Source organism: Paraburkholderia denitrificans (genome assembly GCF_042655705.1).
Lineage (GTDB): Bacteria > Pseudomonadota > Gammaproteobacteria > Burkholderiales > Burkholderiaceae > Paraburkholderia > Paraburkholderia denitrificans.
Genome location: NZ_JBHSMP010000009.1, coordinates 113,675 through 140,670, shown reverse-complemented (window position 1 = coordinate 140,670; position 26,996 = coordinate 113,675). Strand labels below are relative to the sequence as shown.

The window sequence follows — 26,996 nt, the reverse complement described above, 5'->3', positions numbered from 1 at the left end:
TCAAGCCGTCTTGTACTGATTGCGCGCAGCTTCGGTGCGATAGAGCACGAGCGTCGCAATCAGGCCGCAGGTAGCGGCAACGCCCATCCACGCGCCCGGCGCCGCCTTGTTGCCGCTCACGTGAATCAGGAACGTCGAAATGGCGGGTGTGAAACCGCCGATCGTCGTCGCGAGGCTGTAGGCAAGCGAGAAGCCTGCCGTGCGCACGTCGGCGGGCATGACCTCGGTGAGCGCCACGACCATCGCACCGTTGTAGCAGCCGTAGAGGAACGACAGCCACAGCTCGACGCTCAGCAGACGGCCGAACGACGGCTCGGCGACGAGCCACTGCACGGCCGGGTACGCCGTGAGGATCGTGAGGACGGTGAAGGCGATCAGCACCGGACGACGCCCGATGCGATCCGACACGGCGCCGGACACCGGCAGCCAGAACAGGTTCGACAGGCCGATGCAGACCGTCACGATGAGCGTATCGATATCGCTCAGCTTGAGCACTTCCCTGCCGAACGTCGGCGTGTAGGCCGTGATCATGTAGAACGACACGGTCGTCATGATGACCATGCCCATGCCGCCGAGCACGATGCCCCAGTTCTGCAGCATGGAGGACATGATCTCGCCGGTCGACGGACGATGCTTCTTCTTCGCGAACTCCTCGGTTTCCTGCAGCGAGCGGCGGATGATGAAGAGGAACGGCACGATCAGGCAGCCGATGATGAACGGCACGCGCCAGCCCCACGCGGTCATCTGTTCGACGGGCAGGATACGGTGCAGCACCACGCCGAGCAGCGCCGCGAACACGACGGCCACCTGCTGGCTGCCCGACTGCCATGAGACATAGAACCCCTTGTTGCCCTTGGTCGCCATTTCGGACAGATAGACCGAAACGCCACCGAGTTCGACGCCCGCGGAGAAACCTTGCAGAAGACGTCCGAGCAGGATGAGGAGCGGCGCGACGAGGCCGATCGTCGCGTAGCCGGGCACCACCGCGACGGCGAGCGTGCCGAGCGCCATGAGGCTGAGCGTGAGGATCAGGCCTTTGCGACGGCCGTGATGGTCGATGTACGCGCCGAGGACGATGGCGCCGAGCGGCCGCACGAGAAAGCCCGCGCCGAACACCGAAAGCGACAGCATCAGCGAAGCGAAAGCACTGTCACTTGGGAAGAAGGTCTTGGCAATCGCCGAGGCGAAATAGCCATAAACCATGAAGTCATACATTTCCAGAAAGTTGCCGCTCGTGACGCGGAAAACAGTCCGGACTCTGGATTCCTGGGGAGCGACGGGGGACGCGATAGCCATAGTGTTCTCTGCTCTCTGTTCTCTGTTCTTTGTGGAGGCTTGAGGCGGTCTGCTGCGCCGTGACCGGCCAGACAGACTGCGGAACATGGACTTCTCCGGGGAATGCGGCGCACGCGGACGCCCCCCGGGCGGGAAATCATCATCCTGCCCGGTCGCACTGCCAGATATCCGGGTTTCCCCCGAGGGCGAAGCGCAATTCACTTCAATACGGATTTCGTCAGTCTATTTCGATTCGTTTTCTTGCCGTATCGACGCTCGCTCGCTACGCGGGCGGGTTGCCAAGGGTTGTCGTGGGTCGTCGTGGGTTGTCTTTTGTGGGCGTGCTTATCATGCACAATGTGACGCACACGCGCAGCCTTGCGCATCACTCGTTTCGACGCTCCCAGTCACCGCATGTCCATCGCCTCGTTGACACTGCGTCCGGCCACCGCCGCCGACGCCCCGCTGATCGCCGCCATGCACGCCGCCAGCTGGCAGGCCACTTACCGCCACCTGCTGCCCGCGGCTTTCCTCGACGATGAAGTCGACGCCGAACGCGCAGCCTGGTGGCGCGCACGCATGGAAGCGCCCGGCGGCGAGCGGCGCCTCGTGCTGATCGCCGAACTCGACGAAACGACGCCCGCCGGCTTCGTGTGCGTCGAACGCCAGGCCGACTCGCCGTGGGGTGTGCTGCTCGACAACCTGCATACGCTGCCCGCCTGGCAGGGCATCGGCGTGGGCAAGCGGCTGATGTGCGCCGCACAGGACTGGGCCCGTGCGCGCGGCGAAGCGCAACTCTATCTGTATGTGCTGGAAGGCAATACGCCCGCGATTGCATTCTATGAGCGGCAAGGCTGGCAATTCTCGGGCGCCGAACCGGATCGCATGGGCGGCGTCGACATCACCGCATTGCGCTACGTATATCCGCTCGACGCGGCGTAAAACCGGGCTCGGTGTCCGGCACGACTGGCACGCAGTCCCAATCAATCGAATCCTTCCCGGCGAGCGGCGCCAGCTCACCGCCATCTTGCGCCCATGCCGCCGCAACGCCGCAACGCCGTGTTTCATTCACGGGCCACGCTTCGCGAAGCGGCGGGCCCCGGGACCCGCCACCGTGGGAAGCCGCCTCGCGGCCAATCGAACCCGATACGCGCTGGAAACGGACTAAAAACGCGTCTCGCGCGCCGAGCGCAGAAAGGTATCGAGCAGCGGTGTGCAGTCGAGCAGTTCCGGCCCGCCCGCGCGATGGAATTCCGGGTGCCACTGCACGCCGAGCACGAACGGCGCACGGCGATAGCGCACCGCTTCGATCAGACCGTCACCGGCAGACACCGCCTCGACCGTCAGATCGCGCCCCAGCGTTTTCACCGCCTGATGGTGGATCGAGTTGACGATCGCCTCGCGCCGCCCCGGAAACATGCTGGAAAGCGTGGAGCCCTCGGGGAACGTAACCGCATGACGGTGCTGGTCGTAGTGCTCGCTCACGTGCACGCCCGCGGTCGGCACGTCGGTGGCGATATCCTGGTAGAGCGTCCCGCCGAATGCCACGTTGATCAGCTGGCAGCCGCGGCAAACGCCCAGCACCGGCTTGCCCGATTCCACGAACTCGTGCAGCAGCTCCAGTTCGTACATGTCGCGCACGCGGTCGCCCGGCCATTCGGGCCGCGCCGCCGCTTCCGCGTAGGTCTGCGGCGAGACGTCGGCGCCGCCCTGAAGCAGCAGGCCGTCGAGATGCTTCGCGTAATCGCGCAGACGGATATTGCTCGGATGCAGCATGCCCTGGTGGCCGACCGTCGGGATCATGAACACGATCACGTCGCGCGACATGACCCAGTGCGCAATCGACTCTTCGAGATATTGCAGCGTCTTGCCGCGCAGGCCCCGCGCGCCCGGCTCCGGATGGAAGATCCGTGCCGATACGCCGATGCGCAGCGTGCGCTGCGTGATGCGCTGCCCCGCGCGGTCGAACAACTGCCGCGCGCGTGCGGCGACGATGCGGCCAAACACGGACCACGCCGAATCGTTCGGCTGCAGATAGCGCGGCGGATTGGGCGGCAGCGCGCCGGGCGGCGGCGGATTCTGCTTGCCGAAGTCCGGCGCCTGGCCAAAGCCCGCAGGCGCGGCGCCCGGGCGCGGCGTCTCCACTGGGGCGGGTGCGGTCTTGCCCGCGTCCGTCCTCTGCGGGAGGGGAATCTCAGGCACTTGCGCTGCCGCCTCTTGCTGCGCGAGCGCGGGCTCACGTACTGTTCCGCCCTGCCCTGTCGTCGGCCCTGCGGTCGATCCTGTAATCGGCGCGCTCACGGGCGCATCGACTGGGGCTGCGGGCGATGTGGAAGCGGGAGCAGGTGGTGAACCGGAAGAAGCGCCGGACGAGCCGGCTGAGGCGGTGGATTGGGCGGTGCCGGGCGATCCGGCATCGGGGGGACGGCCAGCGCCGTCGGGAATCTCGGAGTGGTCGGAGTTGTTGTCGCTCATGACGTGGGGTCAGGCGCGCGGCGCGCGAACGATTAACACGGGACGATTATGCGTCGCCCCGCCAGGAGCCGCCAGTCCCGTGCACAATTGCGACCAGCGGTCACTCGCGCGGCCCCCCCGGCGCGCGGGCGTTCCAGGGCGTTCACGCATCGGGCCGCTCGTCGAAAGTCTCGCGCAACGCGATCTGCATCGACGCGTGGATCTTCACGCACCAGCGCCACAGCAGCATCGTGAGCCCCGCCGCGCCCGCCAGCAGGCCGATCAGATAGCCGGTCGGCGGCAGGATCGTCCGCGAAAGCCCGGCTACGAGAAGGAAAACGCCCACCATCGCGAGCACCGGCACGATTTCGGCGATCGTATGACGCAGCGCGCGCGTCAAGCGCCCCGCATGCTCGGGATTCACGCTCACCTCGGCCAGCAGCAGCGCGAGCGACTGCATCTTGCGCCACACGGCCACGAGAAACGGCATCGCGATCAGCAGCGCCCCACCCCACAGCACGACGCGCTGAATGTGCGCATCGGGCAGCCACGCCGACAACGCCGGTGCCGCGTAGTACGCGCCATAGGACACGCCGATGAAAATCGCCGACACGAGCGCGAGATTCAAGGCCACCTGCACCACGATGCGCCGCACGAGCGTGAAGAAGGTCGGCCCCGACGAGCGCGGCATGAGGCTGCTCAGCCACTGGCCGTAAAGCGCGAACACGTTCGAGACGGCGGACGGCATGGCGCGCGCGAGTTTTTGCGAAAGCGGATCGGCGAAGCGGATCAGGTACGGCGTTGTGAGCGTCGTGATGGCCGAGACCGCGACGGCAATCGGGTAGAGGAAGCCGCTCGTCACCTTGAGCGTGAGGCCCAGCGACGCGATGATGAACGAGAACTCGCCGATCTGCGAGACGGTCATGCCCACGCGCATCGACGTGCGTCCGTCGCTGCCCGCGAGGAACGTGCCGAGCCCGCACGAGACGAGCTTGCCGAGCACCACCGCCAGCGAAATCACGGCGATCGGCCACGCGTATTCCACCATCACGTGCGGATTGAGCATGAGCCCGACCGTCACGAAAAAGATCGCGGAAAAAGCGTCGCGCAACGGCGCGATCAGGTGCTCGATGCGATGCAGATGCCGCGACTCGGCCATGATCGCGCCGATGAGGAACGCGCCGAGCGCGATCGAATAATCGAGCTTCACGACCAGCAGGCAGAACCCGAAGCAAAAGCCCAGCACCGAAATGAGCAGCATCTCGTCGCTCCCCACGCGCGCGACGTAGCCGAGCAGTCGCGGCACGACCATGATGCCCGCGAGCAGCGACACCACCATGAAGAGCAGCAGCTTGCTGAGCGTGATGAACGCGATGCCGGGCGAAAGTTCGCCGGTCTGCGCGAGGCCGCCGAGCAGCACGAGCATCGCAATACCGAGGATGTCCTCGACGATCAGGATGCCGAACACGAGCTGCGCGAACTTCTCGCGCTTGAGGCCGAGGTCGGAGAGCGCCTTGACGATGATCGTGGTCGAGGAGATGGCGAGAATCGCACCGAGAAAGAGCGCATCCATGGCGCTCCAGCCGAACGCGCGGCCGATCTCGTAACCGATCCACATCATCAGCGCGATTTCGGAGACTGCCGCGATGATCGCGGTCACGCCGACCTGGAAGAGCTTCTTCAGGCTGAATTCGAGCCCGAGCGAAAACATCAGGAACACGACGCCGAGCTCGCCCATCGTCTGGATGGTCTGCTCGCCATGAATGAGCGGAAATGGCGGCGTATAAGGTCCGATGATGACGCCCGCGGCGATATAGCCGAGCACCACCGGCTGCTTCAGGCGATGAAACAGCACCGTGACGACGCCGGCCAGCGCCATCACGACAGCCAGATCCTGAATGAAGCCGATTTCCTGATGCATGCGGGATAGACCTTACAAATTGCTGACGAAGAACGAAATCTTAACCGATGGACGCGCCAATCCCAACTACGCTACGGTGAAAATACGGCCCTACAATAACGAGCCCCCGGCAGCAGTCCGCACACCGCTGCCGGGCCGGGCAGTTCACATTTTCATGACGCCATGACGACCGAATTCACCCCGTTTGCCCCGCTCGCCCGGCTTGCCGCCGATCTCGACGCCGGCCGCACGACGAGCCGCGCGCTCGTCGAAACCGCGCTTGCGCGCATCGCCGACCCGGCGGGCCAGGGCTCCACCGTCTTCACGCACGTCGACGCCGCGCGCGCACGCGCCGTCGCCGACGCGCACGACCGCCTGCGCGCCTCGGGCACCGTGCTCTCGCCGCTCGCGGGCATTCCTGTCTCGGTGAAGGATCTGTTCGACATCGAAGGCGAAGTCACGCGGGCGGGCTCCACCGCGCTGCGCGACGCGCCGCCCGCGCAGGCCGACGCCGCCGCCGTCGCGCGACTGCGCCACGCGGGCGCCGTGCTGATCGGACGGACCAACATGAGCGAGTTCGCGTTCTCGGGGCTCGGGCTGAATCCGCACTACGGCACCCCGCTCTCGCCGTACCGGCGCGGCGGCGCGGGCAAGGCGGGTGATGAGCGCGTGGCGGGCGGCTCGTCGTCCGGGGCAGCGGCCTCCGTGGCCGACGGCATGGCCGCCGTCGCGCTCGCCACCGATACGGGCGGCTCGATCCGCATTCCGGCAGCGTTCTGCGGCCTCACGGGCTTCAAGCCGACTGCCGCGCGCGTCCCGAAAACCGGCGCCGTCCCGCTTTCGCCGACGCTCGACTCGTTCGGTCCGATCGGCAACAGCGTCGCATGCTGCGCGCTCGTCGACCGCATCCTCGCCGGGCTCGCGCCGCACGTGCCGGTCGCGCGCCATCTCGAAGGCGTGCGGCTCGGCGTGCTGACCAACTACGTGAACGACGGCGTCGAGCCGGAAGTTGCCGACGCAATCGACACCGCGCTCAGGCACCTCGACGCGGCGGGGGCGATCGTCTCCGAAGTGCGCTTCGCCGCGCTCGACCGGCTGCCGGAGATCAACCGCTACGGCTTCTCGCCGATCGAAGCCTACGCGTGGCATCGCGAGCTGATCGCGCAGCACCGCGACGAATACGATCCGCGCGTGCTGGTCCGCATCCTGAAGGGCGAGCCGGCCCGCGCCTGCGACTACCTCGACCTGATCGCCGCGCGCGCGGCCGTGCTCGAAGAGACACAGGCGACGCTCTGGTCGCGCTTCGACGCCGTGATCGCGCCCACCGTGCCGATCGTGCCGCCGCCGCTTGCGCCACTCGCCGCCGACAACGACGTATTCGCACAGACCAACGCACTCGTGTTGCGCAACCCGAGCGCGTTCAATTTCCTCGATGCGTGCGCGCTCTCGCTGCCATGCCACCACCACGGCGCGGCGCCGGTCGGGCTCATGCTCGTCGGTGCGCCTTACGCCGACGATGCGCTGCTCGCCATCGGGCGCGGCGTCGAAGCCGTGCTCGCGCCGTTGCGCTGAGGTGTGCTGACTTGCGCCGATACACGCTTGAAGTGCCCTGTGAAGTGCACTGAATGGCGCCGAATGGCGCTGAAACCCGGGGATGCGGCCCGCCTCGCGCGGGCCGCGCTGTTCGCAAACCCTGCACACGATCAAGTCCGCCGAGCGCGCCCGGCGCATCCTTCGCGCTAGAATCGCGGACACGCCGTCGCAGCCCGCACACGCTGCGCCATTCAAATCGCCATCCGACACACATGAACGACGATAACGCGCTGTTGCGCCGCGAGCGCGGCCTCCTGGTCCTCCTCGCTCTGATTTCCCTCGCGCTACTGGGCGGCGCCCTCTACATGCAGCACTACAGGAGCGAAGATCCCTGTCCGCTGTGCATCATCCTGCGCTACTTCTTCCTGCTGGTCGCGGTGTTCGCGTTCCTCGGCGCGCGCCTGTCGAGCTGGCGTGGCGTGCGCGTGCTCGAAGCCCTGATCGTGCTGTCGTCGTTGGGCGGCATCATCGCCGCGGCGCGGCTCGTCTGGGTGCAGGCGGTCCCGAACATGAGCTGCGGCTTCGACGTCCTGCAGCCCGTCGTCGACGGCCTGCCGCCCGCGAAGTGGCTCCCGGGCGTGTTCAAGGTCCAGGGCCTGTGCGAGACGATCTATCCGCCGATCCTCGGCGTGTCGATGCCCGCATGGTCGCTGATCGCGTTCGTCTGCATGTTCGTGACCGTGCTGTCGAGCCTGTGGCGCAACCGTCGCCGCCAGGTGTCGTGGCCCGGCATCCGCCGCTAATCCACCGCCAGGCAGCCAGGCGGCCCATCGCACGCGTTGCACCCGCCGCACCCGCCGCACCGCTTGCACCGGCTGCGCCCGTGGCGCATGCGGCAAATCCGGCACCCGTGGCGCCCATCGCGGCGCCACCGCCGCGCCGTCCTCCCATGGCGCCCGCCGCCAACAAAGGGCGGGATCGCGCCCGCGCGCCGTCATGACGGCCGCCCGATAACCCCCATCCTCGGCGGGGAATACTTTCCTCGCCCGAGCAGTGCTATCTTGCAAAAAGGATGGCGATCTACGTGCGCGAGGCCGGCTCCGGCAAGCCCCCCTGCGTAACGCGCGCCCGATCCGCAATGTCTTCCAGATCCATCATGACAAAGCAAACCATCCGATTCTTGCGCCGGGGCGCCGTGCACGAAGTCAGCGACGTTCCGGTCACGCGCACGGTACTGCAATACCTGCGTGAAGATCTGCATGCCTGCGGCACCAAGGAAGGCTGCGCAGAAGGCGATTGCGGCGCGTGCACGGTGGCCGTCGGCGAACTCGACGCCAACGGGCGCCTCGTCCTCAAAGCCGTCAACGCCTGCATCCAGTTCCTGCCCACGCTCGACGGCCGCGCCCTCTTCACCGTCGAAGACCTGCGCACGCCCGATGGCGCACTGCATCCGGTCCAGCAAGCACTCGTCGACTGTCATGGCTCGCAGTGCGGCTTCTGCACGCCGGGCTTCACGATGTCGCTGTGGGCGCTCTACGAACGCCAGAGCGTCGATGCGGGCGTGCCCTCGCGCGACGAAATCAACCGGACGCTTTCGGGCAACCTGTGCCGCTGCACCGGCTACCGTCCCATCGTCGACGCTGCCCGCAGCATGTTCGACTACACGCGCCACGCCCGCGCCGCGCTCGATCGCACGGCCATCGAAGACGCCCTGCACAAGCTCCAGCGCCCCGCCACGTTCGAATACCGCGGCCCCGATGCGCGCGGTGCCGGGTACGGCGAAGCCACCTTCTTCGCGCCGCGCACGCTCGCCGAGTTCGCTGCGCTGCGCGCCGCACGGCCCGAAGCGCGCGTGCTCGCCGGCAGCACCGACATCGGCCTGTGGGGCACAAAGCAGTTTCGCGATCTGGGCGACTTGATCTACACCGGCAACGTCGCCGAACTGCGCGCGCTCACGCACGACGCGCACGCAATCACGATCGGCGCCGCCGTGCCGCTCGAAGAGGCCTACGCCGCGCTGGCCGTCGACTATCCCGAACTCGCGGAACTGTGGGCGCGCTTCGCATCGCCGCCGATCCGCAATGCGGGGACGCTCGGCGGCAACATCGCGAACGGCTCGCCGATCGGCGATTCGATGCCCGCGCTACTCGCGCTCGACACGCAACTCGTGCTGCGCCGCGCCGATGACGTGCGCACGCTGCCACTCGCCGCGTTCTACACCGGCTATCAAAAGAATGCGCTCGCGACGGGTGAGTTCATCGAGGCGATTCGCGTGCCGCGCCGCTCGCCCACGCTGCGCTTTCGCACCTACAAGATCTCGAAGCGCTACGACCAGGACATCTCCGCGGTCTGTGCGGCGTTCGCACTCGAGATCGGCGACGATGGCGTGATCGCGCTCGCACGCATCGCGTTCGGCGGCATGGCCGCCACGCCGCTGCGCGCCGCGCACGCCGAAGCCGCGCTGAGCGGCGCACGCTGGGACGAAGCGGCCGTGCTGCGCGCGATGGACGCGCTCGCGGCCGACTACACACCGCTCACGGATCTGCGCGCGAGCGCCGCGTATCGCATGAAGGTCGCGCGCAACCTGTTGTGGCGCTGCTGGCTGGAAACGCGCGACGACGCTCCGCTTGCGCCGCGCGAGGTAAACGCGTTCGCCTTCGAAGACGAGGACGCGGGCAATGACAGCGTGGCACTCGCAGGAGACACGCGATGAACCATCAGTCCGATCCGGTGGTTGCACACACAACGCACGCGGCGCACACGGCCCGCTCGGCGGCGGGCGCGCCGTTGCCGCATGAATCCGCCGAACTGCACGTGAGCGGCGAAGCGCGCTACACCGACGACATCCCCGAACTGCACGGCACGCTGCACGCGGCGCTCGGCCTCTCGCGCCATGCGCATGCGCGCATCGTGTCGCTCGATCTGCGCCGCGTGCGTGAAGCGCCGGGCGTGGTTGCGGTGCTCAGCGCCGCCGACATCCCCGGCGAGAACAACTGCGGCCCGGTGGTGCACGACGACCCGGTGCTCGCCAGCGGCGAAGTGCAGTACCTCGGGCAGCCGGTGTTCGCGGTGATCGCGACGAGCCACGACCTCGCGCGCCGCGCCGCCGCGCTCGCCGCCAGCGACGACGTCGTGCGTTACGAACCGCTCGAAGCGGTGCTCTCGATCGCGCAGGCGAAAGCGCTGCAGCACTATGTGCTGCCGCCGCTGCGCCTGTCGCGCGGCGAGCCTGCCGCGCGCATCGTCGCGGCGCCGCATCGCATCGCGGGCACCTTCGAAGCAGGCGGCCAGGAACAGTTCTACCTCGAAGGCCAGGTCGCCTATGCGCTACCGGAGGAACAGGACGGCATGCTCGTCTACAGTTCGACGCAGCATCCATCCGAAATGCAGCAGGTCGTCGCGCACCTGCTCGGCTGGCCCGCGCACCGCGTCGCGTGCGAGTGCCGCCGCATGGGCGGCGGCTTCGGCGGCAAGGAATCGCAGTCGGCGCTGTTCGCGTGCGTCGCGGCGCTCGCGGCGCACAAGACGGGCCGCCCCGTGAAGCTGCGCGCCGACCGCGACGACGACTTCATGATCACCGGCAAGCGCCACGACGCGCTGTACACCTACGAAGCAGGTTTCGACGATGCGGGCCGCCTGCTCGGCACGCGCGTGGAAATCGCGCTGCGCGCGGGCTATTCCGCCGATCTGTCCGGCGCCGTGGCCACCCGCGCGGTGTGCCACTTCGACAACGCGTATTACCTCTCCGATGTCGAGATCGTCGCGCTGTGCTGCAAGACGAACACGCAGTCGAACACCGCGTTTCGCGGCTTCGGCGGACCGCAGGGCGCGCTCGTGATGGAAGTCATGCTCGACGCCATCGCGAAGCAGCTCAACCGCGATCCGCTCGACGTGCGGCTCGCGAACTACTACGGCATCGGCGAGCGCGACATCACGCCTTATGGACAGCGCGTCGGGGACAACGTGCTCGCCCCGCTCACGGGCGACCTGCTCGCGTCGAGCCGCTACGCCGAACGACGCGACTCGCTCGCCGCGTATAACCGCACGAGCGCGGTGCTCAAGCGCGGCATCGCGATCACGCCGGTCAAGTTCGGCATTTCGTTCAACGTGCCGCACCTGAACCAGGCGGGTGCGCTCGTGCACGTCTACCGTGACGGCTCGGTGCTCGTGAACCACGGCGGCACCGAAATGGGCCAGGGGCTCAACACCAAGGTCGCGCAGGTGGTGGCAGGCACGTTCGGCCTGCCGCTCGCACGCGTGCGCGTGAGCGCCGCCGATACCGCGAAAGTGGCGAACACGTCGGCCACCGCCGCTTCGACGGGCAGCGACCTCAACGGCAAGGCCGCCGAAGACGCCGCGCTCACGATCCGCGCCCGCCTCGCCACGCTCGCCGCCGCCGAATACGGCGGCACGCCCGACGCCGTCACATTCGAGGACGGCGCGGTGCGGGCGAACGGCGTGTCGATCACGTTCGCGCAGTTCGTCGAACTCGCGTACATGAAGCGCGTGCAGCTCTGGTCGGACGGCTTCTACGCGACGCCGAAGGTCCACTGGGACGCCCGCACGCTGACCGGCCATCCGTTCTACTACTTCGCATATGGCGCGGCGGTATCGGAAGTGGTTGTCGATACGCTCACCGGCGAATGGAAGCTCGTGCGCGCCGACGTGCTGCACGACGCCGGCCGTTCGATCAATCCGGCCATCGACATGGGCCAGGTGGAAGGCGCGTTTATCCAGGGCATGGGCTGGCTCACGACCGAAGAACTCTGGTGGGACGGCAATGGCCGTCTGATGACGCACTCGCCGTCCACGTACAAGATTCCGGCGGTCAGCGATACGCCCGCCGTATTCAACGTGCAGCTCTATCGCAACGAAAACGCCGAGCCGACCATCTTCGGCTCGAAGGCCGTCGGCGAGCCGCCGCTGTTGCTGCCGTTCTCGGTGTTTCTCGCGATTCGCGACGCGATCGGCGCGGCGGTGCCCGAGGCGCGCGAAGCCGCGCCGCTTCGTGCGCCCGCGACGCCCGAGGCGATTCTCGATGCGCTCGATGCGCTGCGCGCCAGCGCAGCGGCGAGTGCGCAGTCGCCAACGCTTGCCCCCGCGGCCGGAAACGCGGCGTCCGGCCATGCCGCCGTGCCCGCAGCGGCGCGCAACGTGAAGATGGACGGATAGCGCGAACCAGTTGACGGCTCGCGCGCTCGAACGGAGAGGCGACGAACGGGCGACGAACGGGCGCGGCGCGAGAGGCGAAACAGGCACGCGCCGCCCAGCGCCTGGCCACGAAGATTAACCGGTATCGAGCGGTATCAAGCGGTACCAACCGGCGGCGCGCCTTGCGCGCCGCCCGACGAGGGAGAAGCGCCAGATGCACGCCTGGCTCACCGATCTGCAACACCTGCTCGCGCGCGGCGACGCCGCCGTGCTCGTGACGGTCGCGCGCGTCGAGGGATCGGCACCGCGCGACGCCGGCACGAAGATGATAGTGACGCGCGACGCCGCGCGCCACACCATCGGCGGCGGCCATCTCGAATGGAAAGCCATCGAGATCGCACGCCAGGTGCTGCGCAACGGTATGCGCGCGCAGCACATGCGGCGGCTCGAACGCCTCGCGCTCGGACCGAGCCTCGGCCAGTGCTGCGGCGGCGCCGTCGTGCTCGCGTTCGAGCGGCTCGATGTGAGCGACCTCGGCTGGCTCGCGTCGCTTGCGCGCCGCGTTGCGGCGGGCGAGTCGACCGTGCGCAGCGTCTCGTTCCGCACCGCGCGCAACGGCAGCCCGAGCGCGAACCAGGAAGCCCACGGCAGCGTCGCGGCAGCAGCCGATGCCGTGATGCTCTCGCAGCCGGAGCCGGGCGTGGAAGCGCCCGACTGCCTGCTCTGGGAGTCGGGCGAGCACGCGGGCGACGCGCTTCTCACCGAAACCATCGCGCCCAACGACTTCCCCGTCGTCGTGTTCGGCGCGGGACATGTCGGCGCGGCGCTGGTACGCGTGCTCGGCACGCTGCCGTGCCGGGTGCGCTGGGTGGACGAGCGCGACGCCGTGTTCCCGCCACCCGAGGCGCTCGCGGCGCTCGGAGCGCCCAACGTCGAGATCGACGCGAACGACGCCCCCGACGAAGCCGTCGACACCGCCGCGCCCGACACGAGCTTCATCGTGATGACGTACGATCATTCGCGCGATCTCGCGCTCGCCGAACGCATCCTGCGGCGCGGCGATTACGCGTTCTTCGGCATGATCGGCTCGCACACGAAGCGCAAGCAGTTCGAGCACCGGCTCGCGGCGCGCGGCATCGATCCCTTGCAGATCGCGCGGATGAAGTGTCCGCTCGGCGTCGAAGGCATTGCCGACAAATCGCCCGAAGCTATCGCGATCTCGACCGCCGCACAACTCTTGCAAGTTATCGGGGCACGCGCGGGCAGTCATTGCGCGTGACATCACCTTTTTACCCACCGACCAGATCATGGCAAACACAAACCAGGCAATCTCCCTCACAGAAAGGGCCGCTCGCGCGCCGAAGTCCGAGTTGCACATCCACATCGAAGGCTCGCTCGAACCCGAGCTGATCTTCAAGCTTGCGCAGCGCAACGGCGTCAAGCTCGCGTACGACTCGATCGAGTCGTTGCGCGAGGCGTATGCGTTCACCGATCTGCAGTCCTTCCTCGACATCTACTACGCGGGTGCGAGCGTGCTGCTCACGGAAAACGACTTCTACGACATGACAATGGCCTACTGCGAGCGCGCGCTCGCGGACAACGTCGTGCATGCCGAGATTTTCTTCGACCCGCAGACGCACACCGAACGCGGCGTGGCCATCGAAACGGTGGTTGCGGGCATCGACCGCGCGCTGGCCGATGCCGAAAAGCGCGGGCTCACGAGCAGGCTGATCCTGTGTTTCCTGCGCCACCTGAGCGAGGCCGATGCGCTCGCAACCTTCGACGCAGCGCTACCGCTGTTCGACCGCTACGCGCGCCTCATTGGCGTGGGGCTCGATTCGTCCGAACGCGGACATCCGCCCTCGAAATTCGAGCGCGTATTCGAACGGGCGCGTGCCAAGGGCCTGAAACTCGTTGCGCACGCAGGCGAGGAAGGCCCGCCGTCGTACATCTACGAAGCCCTCGATCTGCTCAAGGTGGACCGCGTCGATCACGGCGTGCGCAGCATCGAAGATGCAGCACTGGTCACGCGTCTTGCCGACTCGCGCGTGGCGCTCACGGTCTGCCCGCTGTCGAACATCAAGCTGTGCGTATTCGACGACATGACGAAGCACACACTGAAGGATCTGCTCGACCGCGGCGTGGCGGTAACCGTCAACTCCGACGATCCGGCCTACTTCGGCGGCTACGTGAACGAGAACTACACGGCCATCATCGACGCGCTCAAGCTCGATGAGAGCGAGGTGTACGCGATCCTGCGCAATGGCTTCGAGGCGTCGTTCGTGACACCGCAGGAACGCGACGCGCTGATCGCGAAGCTCGACGCTTACTGGCACGGCGCGAGCGCGTAGGCACGCAAGCGCGCAGGCAACCGCGGCCGGATAACGCCGACGCGCGCCGTGGCTTCACGGACGGCCCGCGTCGACGAACGCCCAGCCGCACGCGATACCCACATCGATCGGAGACGCTGTTCCCATGACTCAATCGTCTTACCGGGCGAAGCTTCTGACGTTCACGGGCGATCCTGCGCAATCGCCCGACGCCGCGGTCTTTCACGAAGACGGCGTCGTGATCGTCGAAGACGGCCATGTGGCGGCAGCGGGTGCGTGGACGGCGCTCGCCGGGCTCGTCTCGGGCGATGCGAGCGTCCATGACCTGCGCGACAAGCTGATCGTGCCGGGCTTCATCGACACGCATATCCACTATCCGCAGACCGACATGATTGCGTCGCCCGCGCCGGGCCTGCTTCCGTGGCTCGAAACCTGGACGTTCCCCACCGAGCGCCGCTTCGAAGACGAAGCCGTCGCGCACGATACGGCGCGCTTTTTCGTCGAGGAACTGCTGGCGAACGGCACGACCACGGCGCTCGTCTATTGCACGGTGCACAAGCAGTCCGCCGATGCGCTCTTCAGTGCGAGCGAGGCGAAGAACCTGCGCATGATCGCGGGCAAGGTGCTCATGGACCGTCACTGCCCCGCGTTCCTGCGCGATACGCCGCAATCGGGCTACGACGACAGCGCCGAACTGATCGGCCGCTGGCACAAGCGCGGCCGCCAGCTTTACGCGCTCACGCCGCGCTTCGCGCCCACCTCGACCGAGGCGCAGCTCGAAGCCTGCGCGGCGCTCGCGAAGGCGCATCCGGACATTTTTATCCAGAGCCACGCCGCCGAGAGTCGCGAGGAGGTCAACTGGGTGAGCACGCTCTTTGCCCACCGCCGCAGCTACATCGACGTCTACGATCACTACGGGCTGCTGCGGCCGCGTGCCGTGTATGGCCACTGCATCTGGCTCGACGACGAGGACCGCCGCCGCATGACGCAAACGCGCGCGGTCGCCGCGCACTGCCCGACATCGAACCTGTTCCTCGGCAGCGGCCTGTTCGATTTCGATCGCGCCAGCGAATCGGCCATGCTCGTGACGCTCGCGACGGACGTTGGCGGCGGCACGTCGTTCTCGATGCTGCAGACGATGAACGAAGCGCACAAGGTCGCGCGCATGGGCGGTCATCACCTGAGCGCGACGCGCATGTTCTGGCTCGCCACGGCGGGCGCGGCCGAGGCGCTCGATCTCGGCGGCATGATCGGCACGCTCGCGCCGCAAAGCGAAGCGGACTTCGTCGTGCTCGATCCGCAAGCGACGCCGCTGCTCGCACGGCGCACGGCGCGCGCGCAATCGCTCGAAGAACTGCTCTTCGCGTTCGCCATGCTCGGCGACGACCGCGCCGTGTACGCAACCTATGCGGCGGGAAAGCGCGTGCATCGGCGCGGCGAGCGCACGAAGCGAAGGAACGTTTAGCCTCGGCCGCTGACTGACGGTTCATCCATACCAATCCCGCATTTTTTGTCAGAAATTATCCCCGCCGCGTAGACGCTCTCCAGAGGTTTTTACCCCCTGATTCAAGACGGAAACTATGCGCTGCGCTTCATAGGACTGCTTCAGAACAGATACTTTTTTCTGGTGGTAAGGTCGCGCTTGATGAAGTTGCCAACCGCCCAACCCTGGTCTCTGGAGAACGTCAGAAATGGACAAATACGCCGCCCCTGCCTCATCAATGCTTCCGCCGTCGGACATGGCTCTTGTTCTGCCGCGAACCGCTCTCGTTGTCATTGACCCCCAAATCGACTTTCTGAGCCCGAACGGTGTCGTCTGGGGCGCAGTTGGTGAGAGCGTCACGGAACTGAATACTGTTGAGAATCTCGGCAAGTTGTTTGCCGCCGCGAAGAAAGCCAATATCGTTGTGGCGATCTCACCGCACTACTACTACCCGTGGGATAACAACTGGAAATTCGAAGGCGCGCTTGAAAAGCTCATGCATAAAGTGGGCATGTTCAAACGGCCGAGTCCTTATTCCGTGGATGGCTTCGAGAATTCCGGAGCCGATTTCATGCCTGAGTACAAGCCGTACATCCTCGACAATAAAACCATCATCGCCTCGCCTCACAAGGTCTACGGGCCGCAGCAGAACGATCTCATCCTGCAGCTAAGAAAACACCGTGTCGATCAGGTGATTCTGGCGGGCATGTCCGCGAACCTGTGTGTCGAATCGCATCTGCGCGAATTGCTGGAGCAGGGATTCGAGGTGGCGGTCGTCCGCGACGCGACGGCTGCGGCCATTCTTCCGGACGGCGATGGCTACCAGGCCGCAATAACGAACTTCCGCTTCATGGCGAATGCCGTGTGGACGACCGACGAGGCAGTCAAGAGGCTTTCGTAATAATTTTATTTAGACGTACGTTTCAAACGTCTTTCGTTCCTCAGGGTATTGCGCGAACACGCAATACCCTGATTTTTTATATGAGGGGTAGTTTGTCGGGCCGTCATCGAGCCAACACCCTCTGGCGGACTCGTAGCGGCACAAAGCGGTGCGGTTCGGCGCAATTTGGCGCCGTTCATGACGAGTTGGCGCCGCACTGCGTGCTATAATCCGCCGCTCATTGGGGAGTAGCCGCCCCGCATCGTGCCGCGCCACGAGCCTGTAATCAGGTTTGACGCGATCCGCGCACGATCCGCGGGGGCACCTGTCAACAGACTTGGCCGAAACGGCCATGGCAGGTGCAGCCTCTGGCCTGGCGAGACCGATGACCCACGCGCGCCGCTAACAGGGCCCGGCGCGTCGCGGGTCGTCGCTCGCACACATCCGGCCCGAGGATCCATCAAAACGTGAACCAGGCATTTCTCGTCTCCGCAGGCGCCGTTGCGCTCGCTGAAATCGGCGACAAGACCCAGTTGCTTTCGCTCGTCCTCGCCGCACGCTACCGCAAGCCGGTGCCGATCATCCTCGGCGTGCTGGCCGCCACGCTCATCAACCATGCGGGCGCCGGAGCGCTCGGCGCGTGGCTCGGCGCGCTCGTCACCCCTTCGGTGATGCGCTGGGCGCTCGCCGCCTCATTCGTCGCGATGGGTCTGTGGATACTCGTGCCCGACAAGCTCAGCGAAGGCGACACCGACGTCAACCGCACGCAACTCGGCGTGTTCGGCGCGACTGTCGTGACCTTTTTCCTCGCCGAGATGGGCGACAAGACGCAGATCGCCACCGTCGCGCTCGCGGCGCGCTTTCACGATTTCTTCGGTGTGGTGGCCGGTACGACGCTCGGCATGATGATCGCCAACGTGCCCGCGATCCTGCTCGGCGACCGCTTTGCCCACAAGCTGCCGACCGGACTCGTGCACGGCATCGCCGCGGTTCTCTTCGTCGTGCTGGGCGTGCTCGCGCTGATGGGGGTAGGCATTTAAAGCCAGGCAAGCGCGGTTTTTGCCAGTTTTTACCGGCTTGCCCCTGGCTGCAGCCGCTCGCGTGCGCCCGCTACTTCGCCGTAGCGGCGGCAGCCGAAGCCGGGTCCGGCGCACGCACCGGGCTCACTTCGTTCGGCATCCCGGCGCGCTTGTCGACCGGCAGCCTGACATCGCGCACCGAACCATTCGCCATCGGAAAATCCGCGAGCGCGCTGCGCACCAGATACGGCATCGCGCGCATGAGCGAAGGCTCGTCGCCCTCGGTGCGCGCCGTCACGTTATAGCGCTCCGCGCCCGTCGCGCGGTCGGTGATGCGGATGCCGAGCATGTGCGAATACACCGGATACATCTGGTCCACATACGCAGGCGGGAACATGCCCCACGGCGACCACGGACCGAACCGCCTCCGGTACGGTCCCGGCCACGGCTGGAAGAACATCGGCTGCTCGACGATCATCTGATCCATGTGGCTGCCATAAGCGAGCGCCACCAGATAGCGCGCCTGCGGAACGGCCACCTGCTGGAACGCGTGCGAGGCCAGGGCATCGGCGACGAACACCTCATAAGTCGCCTGCTCAATGGTCTGCTTCTGACTCGCAGTGCGCGTGAAGGCGTAGGTGCGCGTGGCGTCGGTGCCGCCGTCCCACGCGGAGAGCGCCGTCACCTGGCTCGTCACGTAAGTCGTGCAGCCGGACAGCGTCACGGCGAGCGCCGCCAGCAGCATCAGTGCGCGGCGCGTCCATCGGTGGTGCTTCATCGTTTTCTCGTACCCGTAAGTCCAGAGTGCTGTCGCCGCTGCCACCGCCGCGCAGTTTGCCCGGCGTTCACCCCACGTTCGATGCGCGTTCGATGTGAGTTCGACACGACTGCGCGACTGCACTCATTCCAGTTTCCTGCCAGATCAAAACAGCCTCGCCGCGTTTGCAGGCTGGGTCTGCAGGCGCAGCAGTGCGATCATACTGACTTGCCCGCACGATCGGGAAGAAGTTCGCGCCGCAGCCCCGCACCGGACAACCGGTCCGTGCCTTTGTACAATGGGGCGATCTGCGGCGCCTGCCGGCCGGAACCCGCTGCGGGACCACGCGCGCCGCACCACTCGACGAAACCGCAACCCAGACCATGTCCGATACCGCCACGCCCAACGTGATCCGCCGCGCCGACTACGCGCCTCCGGCCTTTCTGATCGACACCGTCGATCTCGAGTTCGACCTCGTCCCCGACCGCACGATCGTCAAGAACACGATGCGCGTGCGCCGCAATCCCGCCGCCGCACACACCACCGCGAGCACCGCCGATCTCGAACTGATGGGCGAGCAACTGGAATTCGTGAGCGCGGCGATCGACGGGAAGCCGTACGCGCGCGTGCGCGCCCACGAGCACGGACTCACGCTCGAGAATGTGCCCGATGCATTCGAACTCGTGCTCACGGGCGCCTGTGCCCCCGCCGACAACACGACGCTGTCGGGTCTCTATGTGTCGAGCGGCAACTTCTTCACGCAGTGCGAAGCCGAGGGCTTTCGCCGCATTACCTGGTTTCTCGACCGCCCCGACGTGATGGCGACCTACACGGTCACGCTGCGCGCCGACAAGATTGCGTATCCGGTGCTGCTCTCGAACGGCAACCTGATCGCCGAAGGCACGCTGCCCGATGGCCGTCACTATGCGAAGTGGGAAGACCCGTTCCGCAAGCCGAGCTATCTGTTCGCACTGGTCGCGGGCAAGCTCGTCGCGCTCGAAGAGCGCATCGAAAGCGGCTCGGGCAAGGAAAAATTGCTGCAGGTCTGGGTAGAACCGCAAGACCTCGACAAGACGCACCACGCGATGGATTCGCTGATCCACTCGATCCGCTGGGACGAAAAGCGCTTCGGGCTGGAACTCGATCTCGACCGCTTCATGATCGTCGCGGTCAGCGACTTCAACATGGGCGCGATGGAGAACAAAGGGCTCAACATCTTCAACACGAAGTACGTGCTGGCCAATCCCGAAACGGCCACCGATACCGACTTCGCCAACATCGAAGCCGTGGTCGGCCATGAGTACTTCCACAACTGGACCGGCAACCGCGTGACCTGCCGCGACTGGTTCCAGCTGAGCCTCAAGGAAGGGCTCACGGTGTTTCGCGACCAGGAGTTCTCGGCGGCGATGTCGGGCGGCGACGAAAACGACGCCGCGCGCGCGACGAAGCGCATCGAAGACGTGCGCGTGCTGCGCCAGGTGCAGTTCGCGGAGGATGCGGGCCCGATGGCGCATCCGGTGCGCCCCGAGAGCTACGTCGAAATCAACAACTTCTACACGATGACCGTCTACGAGAAAGGCTCGGAAGTCGTGCGGATGTATCAGACGCTGTTTGGCCGCGACGGCTTTCGCAAGGGCATGGACCTGTACTTCCAGCGCCACGACGGCCAGGCCGTCGCCTGCGACGACTTTCGCGCGGCCATGGCCGACGCCAACGGCCGCGACCTCGCGCAATACGAGCGCTGGTACAGCCAGGCGGGCACGCCGCGCGTGACGGTCACGACGCACTACGACGAAGCGCACCGGCGCTACAGCGTGACGCTCGCGCAGGACTACGCCAACAGTTCGCCCGCGGCGCGCGAAACGCAGAAGGGACCGCTGCTGATTCCGTTCGCGATCGGCCTGATCGGGCCGGACGGCGCGGATCTGCCGCTGCGCCTCGAAGACGAAAGCGCCGTGAGCGGCACGACGCGCGTGCTCGAATTCACCGAGGCGCAGCAAACCTTCACGTTCGTCGACGTACCCGTGAAGCCGCTGCCTTCGTTACTGCGCAATTTCTCGGCGCCCGTGATCGTCGAGTACGACTACAGCAGCACTGAACTGGCGTTCCTGCTCGCCCACGACAGCGATCCGTTCAACCGCTGGGAAGCGGGACAGCGCCTCGCAACACGCGAGCTGCTCGCACTCGCGGCGCGCGCGGCTCGCTCGGAGCCGCTCGAAGTCGACGACGCGCTCGTCGACGCATTCCGCCGCGTGCTCAACGACGAAACGCTGTCGCCGTCGTTTCGCGAACTCGCGCTGATGCTGCCGTCGGAAACCTATCTCGCCGAGCAGATGGCCGAATCGAATCCGGCCGCCGTGCACGCCGCGCGCCTGTTCGTGCGCAAGCGCCTCGGCGCGGCGCTCAAGACCGACTGGCTCGCGAGCTACGACAAGCACCTCACGCCGGGCGCCTACGAACCGACGCCCGAGGCCGCGAGCCGCCGTGCGCTGAAGAATCTCGCGCTGTCGTATCTGGCGGAACTGGACGAACCGGCCGATGCCGTGCGCCTCGCCACCGCGCAATACGATGCGGCCAACAACATGACCGACCGAGCGGCGGCGCTCCAGGCGCTGCTGAACGCAGCGGCGGGCACGGGCCGCGACGTCGCACGGCACGCACTGGAAGATTTCTACGCGCGCTTCGAGCGCGAGCCGCTTGTCATCGACAAATGGTTCGCCCTGCAGGCCGCGCAGCGCGGCAGCGCACAGCATCCGGTGCTCGAAACCGTGCGCGCGCTGATGAAGCATCCGGCGTTCAACCTGAAGAACCCGAACCGCGCGCGCTCGCTGATCTTCAGCTTCTGCGCGGCGAACCCGGCGCAATTCCATGCCGCCGATGGCTCGGGCTACGCGTTCTGGGCCGAGCAGGTGCTGGCGCTCGACGCGTTCAACCCGCAGGTCGCGGCGCGTCTCGCGCGCAATCTCGAACTGTGGCGCCGCTTCACGCCCGCGCTGCGCGAGCCGATGCGCGCAGCGCTGGAGAAAGTCGCGGCAGAAGCGAAGTCGCGCGACGTGCGCGAGATCGTCGAGAAGGCGCTGGCCTGACGCGGCGACGCGGCTGAAGCCCTCCCCCGAAAGCTGGCCTGCACGGCCAGCTTTTTTATTGCCGATATTGTTGGCATTTTTGTCGGGATTTTTTCGCCGGATTTTTTTTCAGCGGATTGTTTTCGCCGGAAACAAAGAGAAAGGCCGCTGCCCCCCAGGGACAGCGGCCTTTCTTGCGACGGGCGGAAAAATATTCGTCCGTGACGACACGCACCAGGCCGGATTGACTCGCGCCTGGTTGTCGTCCTCGAGCGCGCTTATTTACCGGCGGGCGACGCGGTGGTCGGGGTCGCCAGCGTGTTGTTGACCCCGTAAGCGGGCGTGCCGGGCGTCGAGCTACTGCTCATGCCCGTCTGCGAAACCGAGTTCGGCGACCCGCCCATGCCGCTATCCGTATTGGTAGCGCCAGGCGTGCCGTAGCCGCTCGTTGCATGGGCGGCGGCCGGCGAGACGGTGGTCGGGGTCGCCAGCGTGTTGTTGGCCTGAGCGTAAGCGCCGCCCGACAGTGCGAGTGCTGCGGCGGCCGCGATTAACGTGCTGATTGCCTTGTCCATAGCTCGTATCTCCTTGATTGGGCTGAAATATCGACGCAGCCGATCGCCGCCTGCTCGACCACGAACTGAGCAGTCACCGTGGCCAGTGCGCTCATCCGCGCCAAGACGACGCGCATCGCAGGGATACGTGCGTCTACGCCAGGGAGATCCGCCGCCTCGTTCAGCCGCACCCGTCGCGTCCGATTTCATCACTGGCCAGATGCGGAAGACGCCGCGTGGCCGGAATCGACGCGAACGGACTCACGCGGCCCGCACGCACAGTCGAATTGCACGAGATCGTGATGACCGGCGGCTACGGCGACATGACTGCTCGATACCCAGGACGATGGAAAATAAAGGGACCGATTTCCTGAAGCATTTCCTGAAGTATAGGTCGCGCTGTAAGTGCACGCCGACAGCGAACCAGAACGTCGACGCTCCGCGCATCCGCCCCGGCCCGCCGTTGCCTCGTTTCCCGGAAATCCGCGCTGAACCTTATTTTTCCGTCCGCCACTGTCAGGCCCGGTGGGAGCTAGCGGGTAGAATCGGGCTATTCCCTAGCGTACCCGGAGACTCTCCATGGCTTTGCAACGTCGAACCACCCTCACGAAGTACCTGATCGAGCAGCAGCGCGAAAATCACAACCTGCCTGCCGATCTGCGCCTGTTGATCGAAGTCGTTGCGCGCGCATGCAAGGCGATCAGCTACAACGTCAGCAAGGGCGCGCTCGGCGATGCGCTCGGCACCGCCGACAGCGAGAACGTCCAGGGCGAAGTGCAGAAGAACCTCGATATCCTGTCGAACGAAATCCTGCTCGACGCCAACGAATGGGGCGGCAACCTTGCCGCGATGGCATCGGAGGAAATGGAAACGTTCTTCCCGATTCCGGCCAACTACCCGAAGGGCGAATACCTGCTGGTGTTCGACCCGCTCGACGGCTCGTCGAACATCGACGTCAATGTGTCGATCGGCACGATTTTCTCGGTGCTGCGCTGCCCGGACGGCCAGCAGGCAAGCGAAGAGTCGTTCCTGCAGCCCGGCGTGCAGCAGGTCGCCGCGGGCTACGCCGTGTACGGCCCGCAGACCGTATTCGTGCTCACGACCGGCCACGGCGTGAACTGCTTCACGCTCGATCGCGAACTGGGTTCGTGGGTGCTCACGCAGAGCAACATGCGCATCCCCGAAGAAACGCGCGAGTACGCCATCAACGCGTCGAACGCGCGCCACTGGTACGAGCCGGTGCAGAAGTACATCGGCGAGCTGAACGCAGGCAAGGAAGGTCCGCGCGGCGAGAACTTCAATATGCGCTGGATCGCCTCGATGGTCGCCGACGTACACCGTATCCTGAACCGCGGCGGCATCTTCATGTATCCGGCCGACCGCCGCGATCCGTCGCGGCCCGGCAAGCTGCGTCTCATGTACGAAGCAAACCCGATGGCGTTCATCGTCGAGCAGGCGGGCGGCGCGGCGACCAACGGCAACGGACGCATTCTCGACATCAAGCCGAAGGGCCTGCACGAGCGCGTGGCGGTGTTTCTCGGCTCGAAGAACGAAGTCGAGCGCGTGACGCGCTATCACCACGAAGCAAAAGAATAGAAAAGATGGGAGGAATACTTGCACATCTGCGAAATTCTTCCTATAATCTTCCTTCTCTGATGCCGGAATAGCTCAGACGGTAGAGCAGCGCATTCGTAATGCGAAGGTCGGGGGTTCGATTCCTCTTTCCGGCACCAACAGGTTTCAGGCAAAAGCCCAGTCCTCGCGACTGGGCTTTTTGCTTTCTGGCGGCATAAGCAGACTACACATCCAGGCCGCACAACCAGACTACACATCCAAGCTACACAACCGGCGAACCATGCCGAGCCACGGCACGCACCTGCGCCGTGGTCTGCCGAAACGTAAACGGCAGACGGCGACAGAAATCAGCAAGCGGTCCGAACCATCCGCTTCGCCATCACGCTCGCGCTCGCTTTTGCGCACCGCACAATAAATCGTATAGGTTGACTTTTTCGTCGCCAATTAATCAACCTGGCGAGCGCCAACGATTTTTCGAAGGTTTTAAAGACAGAATTAATGCTTTTAGCGTCAACGCCAACGAATAATCATCCGTTGAGCCGACAAGCGCGGCACCGGGGCATCGACGCCACGCATATAACGCGGCCCTTACGTCGAGGCGCGGCAGGCGGCAGTGAGGCGACAGGCTGGAGCGGTTGACGAACGGTGCGGAGCCCCTCGTATGGACGGTTCTCGAGGGGATCGTCAGAACGACGAAGGAATGCTCCCGCGCGTTTGCAGGAATGGAACGGAACCGGGCAATTATATTCCCGGACTCTTATTCCAATGGGTCGTTGTGCGGTGAAAGCAACACGCGTGCGCGAAAAGCACTGTTACGGTGACGACAGCTAGCGCGATTGAAGTGCCGAGTCAGATAATCGACTCATACAGGAGAAAGATCATGGACGCCAAACCGCCCAGAATCCCGGCCCCGGACCAGGTATGCAGCCCGGATCCGGAACCGGTGGCCGTCGAGTTCCTCGGCGATGAATTGCCCGCACACGTGCGGGCGTTTCTCGACGAGCAACGCAAGGCACACGACCAGAAATAACGGGGATCCCACACATGTCGTCGGGGCGACGAGGCGCGAGGCTCGCGCCGCCCGCCGTGCGTGATTCACGCAGCCACCCGCCAGTACGCGCCTGACCGGGCGCACAATCTTCGCGTTGCGCCCTGATCCATCGCGCGATTAGCCGCATCCGCTCCAATTCCGGCTATTCTTAGCTTTTGCGCTCCGGGACTGTCCGCTTTATCTCCAATATGAATGTCATCGTTCGCACGAGCGCGTGCTGCGCCGCCGCATTGCTGTTTGCACTCCCCCTTTCCAGCGCTCGCGCAGACGGCGACGACACCGCGTTGACCAACCTGATTGCGCTCGTGTCGCAACGTCTGTCTTTGGCGGAGCCCGTCGCGCACTGGAAGTGGGAGCATCACAAGCCGATCACCGACGCGCCGCGCGAAGCCGCGCTACTCGACGATGTGCAGAAGCGCGCGTCGGCGGCGGGCGTCGATCCTGCTTTCGCGCGCACGTTCTTCCGCGATCAGATCGATGCCAGTACGCAGGTGCAGAAGAACTTGTTCGAGACGTGGCGCACGTCGCAAGGCCCGAGCGGTGAGGCGCCCGATCTCGCGACCGTGACGCGCCCGCAGCTCGACCGGCTCACCGGACAGCTGGTCGGTGCGCTTGCGCGCGTGCAGCCGATGCGCGCATCGGCCGACTGCCCGGCGCGCGTGGCGCGATCGATCGCGAACTGGAAGCAATTGACGCGCTATGACTCGGCCCGCACGGAGGCGATGAGTCAGGCGCTTGAACACGTCTGCACGGCGGGCGGCGTGGGCGCAACGGCATAGCCGTCACGCGCACCCGACAAACGAACCGGTCAGGCAACCGTCGCGGTGCCGTCCGTTCCACACGCCGCCAGCGGTTGCACACGCAAACCGCGTTCGAGGCGACTCTGCAAAATGCGCCACGTCGAGATTTCGAACGGCGACTCGCCCACTGCGCGCGCGAGCGCGACCGCCTCGCCAATACTGGCCGCTGCGCCCAGATAGCACCACCGGTCGATCAGATGCAAGACGGCGGAACCGTCCGCCGCATCGCGCTCCTCCACCAGCACCGCTCCCTCGAACGGCCAGGGCGCCGATTGCGGATCGTGCTTCGCCACCCGTGGCAAACGGTTGAAGACGGGCCGAAGCGCGGCGACCCATTGGGCCTCGACAAGCAGTGCGCCAATCTCGCCGCCCGTCGCGCGCCACTCGACCCGGCGAACCTGCTGTGCCAGACGCTGCTCACGCGACGAGCGCCGCTCGCCGGACAAATGCGCACGGACGCGCTGACGCACACGCACGCTGCGCCCCACGTAGAGCGGCGCATCGTTTTCGCCATAAAAGACGTAGACGCCGTGGCCGGCCGGAGCGGTATCGATCAGCTCGTCGGTGATGTCGCCGGCGAGGCGATGACGGCGCGTCAGCCGCTCGATCTGCGTTTCCAGCGTCGCCACGGGCACGAGCGTCGGGAGTTGTTGCCAGAATTGCCAGATCAGATCCGCATCGGCGAGCGCGCGGTGTCGGTCCGACGGCACGAGCGCGTGCCGCTCAACGAGCGCATCGAGACCATGCCGCTTTTCACCAGGAAAGAGCGCCCGCGAAAGACGCACCGTACACAGCACATCGGGGTTGAACGAGTAGCCGGCACGTTCGAACTCCACGCGCAGAAAACCTCGATCGAATGCCGCGTTGTGCGCGATGAACAGCTTGCCCGCGAGGCGCTGGAAAAGCGCAGGCGCGATTTCGTCGAAGGTGGGCGCGCCCCGCACCATCTCGTTGGTGATGCCGGTGAGCTGCTGAATAAATGGTGGGATCGTCTGCCGGGGATCGACCAGTGTGCTCCACCGAGCCACCTGGCCTGCCGCCACCTCGACGATGCCCACTTCGGTGATCCGGTGCTCGCTGGCAGAACCGCCCGTCGTCTCGAGGTCCACGAAAACGATGGGAACATCGGCCTGCGCCGCGCCGGGGCTCAAATGAGTGTCGAACATGGT

At 65.9% G+C, this 26,996-nt stretch carries 20 protein-coding genes, 1 tRNA gene and 1 riboswitch; of the genes, 15 read left to right on the top strand and 6 right to left on the bottom strand.

Going from position 1 to position 26,996, the window contains the following annotated elements:
* Positions 1-1,296 carry an MFS transporter gene (gene tcuC / locus ACFPTO_RS06545; RefSeq protein WP_377710265.1) on the bottom strand — a complete coding sequence of 432 codons (1,296 nt, stop codon included), beginning with the start codon at positions 1,294-1,296 and terminating at the stop codon, positions 1-3.
* A 393-nt stretch (positions 1,297-1,689) separates the two neighbouring features.
* On the opposite strand from tcuC, the gene ACFPTO_RS06540 reads away from it, so the two are divergent.
* Positions 1,690-2,217 (top strand): GNAT family N-acetyltransferase, encoded by a 528-nt coding sequence (locus ACFPTO_RS06540; RefSeq protein WP_377710263.1) that lies wholly within the window; start codon positions 1,690-1,692, stop codon positions 2,215-2,217.
* Positions 2,218-2,439: 222 nt separating this feature from the next.
* Here ACFPTO_RS06540 and ACFPTO_RS06535 read toward each other — a convergent pair whose 3' ends face one another.
* Both ACFPTO_RS06535 and ACFPTO_RS06530 read right to left on the bottom strand, forming a co-directional pair.
* The gene (locus tag ACFPTO_RS06535; protein WP_377710262.1) at positions 2,440-3,750 is read right to left on the bottom strand and encodes a gamma-glutamyl-gamma-aminobutyrate hydrolase family protein; all 1,311 of its coding nucleotides are present in this window, start codon (positions 3,748-3,750) and stop codon (positions 2,440-2,442) included.
* A 142-nt stretch (positions 3,751-3,892) separates the two neighbouring features.
* Positions 3,893-5,650: a cation:proton antiporter gene (locus tag ACFPTO_RS06530; protein WP_377710260.1), complete on the bottom strand. Its 1,758-nt coding sequence runs from the start codon at positions 5,648-5,650 to the stop codon at positions 3,893-3,895.
* A 162-nt stretch (positions 5,651-5,812) separates the two neighbouring features.
* Here ACFPTO_RS06530 and ACFPTO_RS06525 point away from each other — a divergent pair, with 162 nt between their 5' ends.
* The 9 genes from ACFPTO_RS06525 (at position 5,813) to ACFPTO_RS06485 (ending at position 18,046) form a co-directional block, all read left to right on the top strand.
* Complete coding sequence (locus tag ACFPTO_RS06525; protein ID WP_377710259.1) at positions 5,813-7,201, top strand: amidase; 1,389 nt, start codon at positions 5,813-5,815, stop codon at positions 7,199-7,201.
* 233 nt (positions 7,202-7,434) lie between these two features.
* Positions 7,435-7,965 (top strand): disulfide bond formation protein B, encoded by a 531-nt coding sequence (locus ACFPTO_RS06520; protein WP_377710257.1) that lies wholly within the window; start codon positions 7,435-7,437, stop codon positions 7,963-7,965.
* 353 nt (positions 7,966-8,318) lie between these two features.
* A complete protein-coding gene (gene xdhA / locus ACFPTO_RS06515) occupies positions 8,319-9,875 on the top strand; it encodes a xanthine dehydrogenase small subunit (RefSeq protein WP_377710255.1) in 1,557 nt (518 codons plus the stop codon).
* Positions 9,872-12,334 carry a xanthine dehydrogenase molybdopterin binding subunit gene (xdhB, locus tag ACFPTO_RS06510; protein ID WP_377710253.1) on the top strand — a complete coding sequence of 821 codons (2,463 nt, stop codon included), beginning with the start codon at positions 9,872-9,874 and terminating at the stop codon, positions 12,332-12,334. Before xdhA ends, xdhB begins: the two co-directional genes overlap by 4 nt.
* A gap of 193 nt (positions 12,335-12,527) precedes the next feature.
* On the top strand, positions 12,528-13,592 hold the full coding sequence (gene xdhC, locus ACFPTO_RS06505; protein WP_377710251.1) for a xanthine dehydrogenase accessory protein XdhC: 1,065 nt from the start codon (positions 12,528-12,530) through the stop codon (positions 13,590-13,592).
* Positions 13,593-13,620: 28 nt separating this feature from the next.
* On the top strand, positions 13,621-14,664 hold the full coding sequence (locus ACFPTO_RS06500; RefSeq protein ID WP_377710250.1) for an adenosine deaminase: 1,044 nt from the start codon (positions 13,621-13,623) through the stop codon (positions 14,662-14,664).
* A 124-nt stretch (positions 14,665-14,788) separates the two neighbouring features.
* Positions 14,789-16,108 carry a guanine deaminase gene (gene guaD / locus ACFPTO_RS06495; protein WP_377710248.1) on the top strand — a complete coding sequence of 440 codons (1,320 nt, stop codon included), beginning with the start codon at positions 14,789-14,791 and terminating at the stop codon, positions 16,106-16,108.
* 226 nt (positions 16,109-16,334) lie between these two features.
* A complete protein-coding gene (locus ACFPTO_RS06490) occupies positions 16,335-17,027 on the top strand; it encodes a cysteine hydrolase family protein (RefSeq protein WP_377710247.1) in 693 nt (230 codons plus the stop codon).
* A gap of 210 nt (positions 17,028-17,237) precedes the next feature.
* Positions 17,238-17,418: riboswitch (yybP-ykoY riboswitch) on the top strand.
* 55 nt (positions 17,419-17,473) lie between these two features.
* A complete protein-coding gene (locus tag ACFPTO_RS06485) occupies positions 17,474-18,046 on the top strand; it encodes a TMEM165/GDT1 family protein (protein ID WP_377710246.1) in 573 nt (190 codons plus the stop codon).
* Between the two features lie 70 nt (positions 18,047-18,116).
* On the opposite strand, the gene ACFPTO_RS06480 is transcribed toward ACFPTO_RS06485, so the two are convergent.
* Complete coding sequence (locus ACFPTO_RS06480; protein ID WP_377710245.1) at positions 18,117-18,803, bottom strand: DUF4136 domain-containing protein; 687 nt, start codon at positions 18,801-18,803, stop codon at positions 18,117-18,119.
* A gap of 362 nt (positions 18,804-19,165) precedes the next feature.
* Between ACFPTO_RS06480 and pepN the strand changes: the two genes are divergently transcribed.
* Positions 19,166-21,868, top strand: a complete 2,703-nt coding sequence (gene pepN, locus ACFPTO_RS06475; protein ID WP_377710244.1) for an aminopeptidase N — start codon at positions 19,166-19,168, stop codon at positions 21,866-21,868.
* A gap of 257 nt (positions 21,869-22,125) precedes the next feature.
* On the opposite strand, the gene ACFPTO_RS06470 is transcribed toward pepN, so the two are convergent.
* The gene (locus ACFPTO_RS06470) at positions 22,126-22,422 is read right to left on the bottom strand and encodes a hypothetical protein (protein WP_377710242.1); all 297 of its coding nucleotides are present in this window, start codon (positions 22,420-22,422) and stop codon (positions 22,126-22,128) included.
* Positions 22,423-22,980: 558 nt separating this feature from the next.
* Here ACFPTO_RS06470 and ACFPTO_RS06465 point away from each other — a divergent pair.
* From ACFPTO_RS06465 to ACFPTO_RS06450, 4 genes are all read left to right on the top strand, one after another.
* Positions 22,981-23,997, top strand: a complete 1,017-nt coding sequence (locus tag ACFPTO_RS06465) for a class 1 fructose-bisphosphatase (RefSeq protein ID WP_377710240.1) — start codon at positions 22,981-22,983, stop codon at positions 23,995-23,997.
* Between the two features lie 61 nt (positions 23,998-24,058).
* Positions 24,059-24,134 (top strand) — tRNA-Thr (locus ACFPTO_RS06460).
* A gap of 722 nt (positions 24,135-24,856) precedes the next feature.
* Complete coding sequence (locus tag ACFPTO_RS06455) at positions 24,857-25,006, top strand: hypothetical protein (RefSeq protein WP_377710239.1); 150 nt, start codon at positions 24,857-24,859, stop codon at positions 25,004-25,006.
* Positions 25,007-25,215: 209 nt separating this feature from the next.
* The gene (locus ACFPTO_RS06450; protein ID WP_377710238.1) at positions 25,216-25,806 is read left to right on the top strand and encodes a chorismate mutase; all 591 of its coding nucleotides are present in this window, start codon (positions 25,216-25,218) and stop codon (positions 25,804-25,806) included.
* A gap of 29 nt (positions 25,807-25,835) precedes the next feature.
* On the opposite strand, the gene ACFPTO_RS06445 is transcribed toward ACFPTO_RS06450, so the two are convergent.
* Positions 25,836-26,993, bottom strand: a complete 1,158-nt coding sequence (locus tag ACFPTO_RS06445; RefSeq protein ID WP_377710236.1) for an exonuclease domain-containing protein — start codon at positions 26,991-26,993, stop codon at positions 25,836-25,838.
* Positions 26,994-26,996 lie beyond the last annotated feature (3 nt).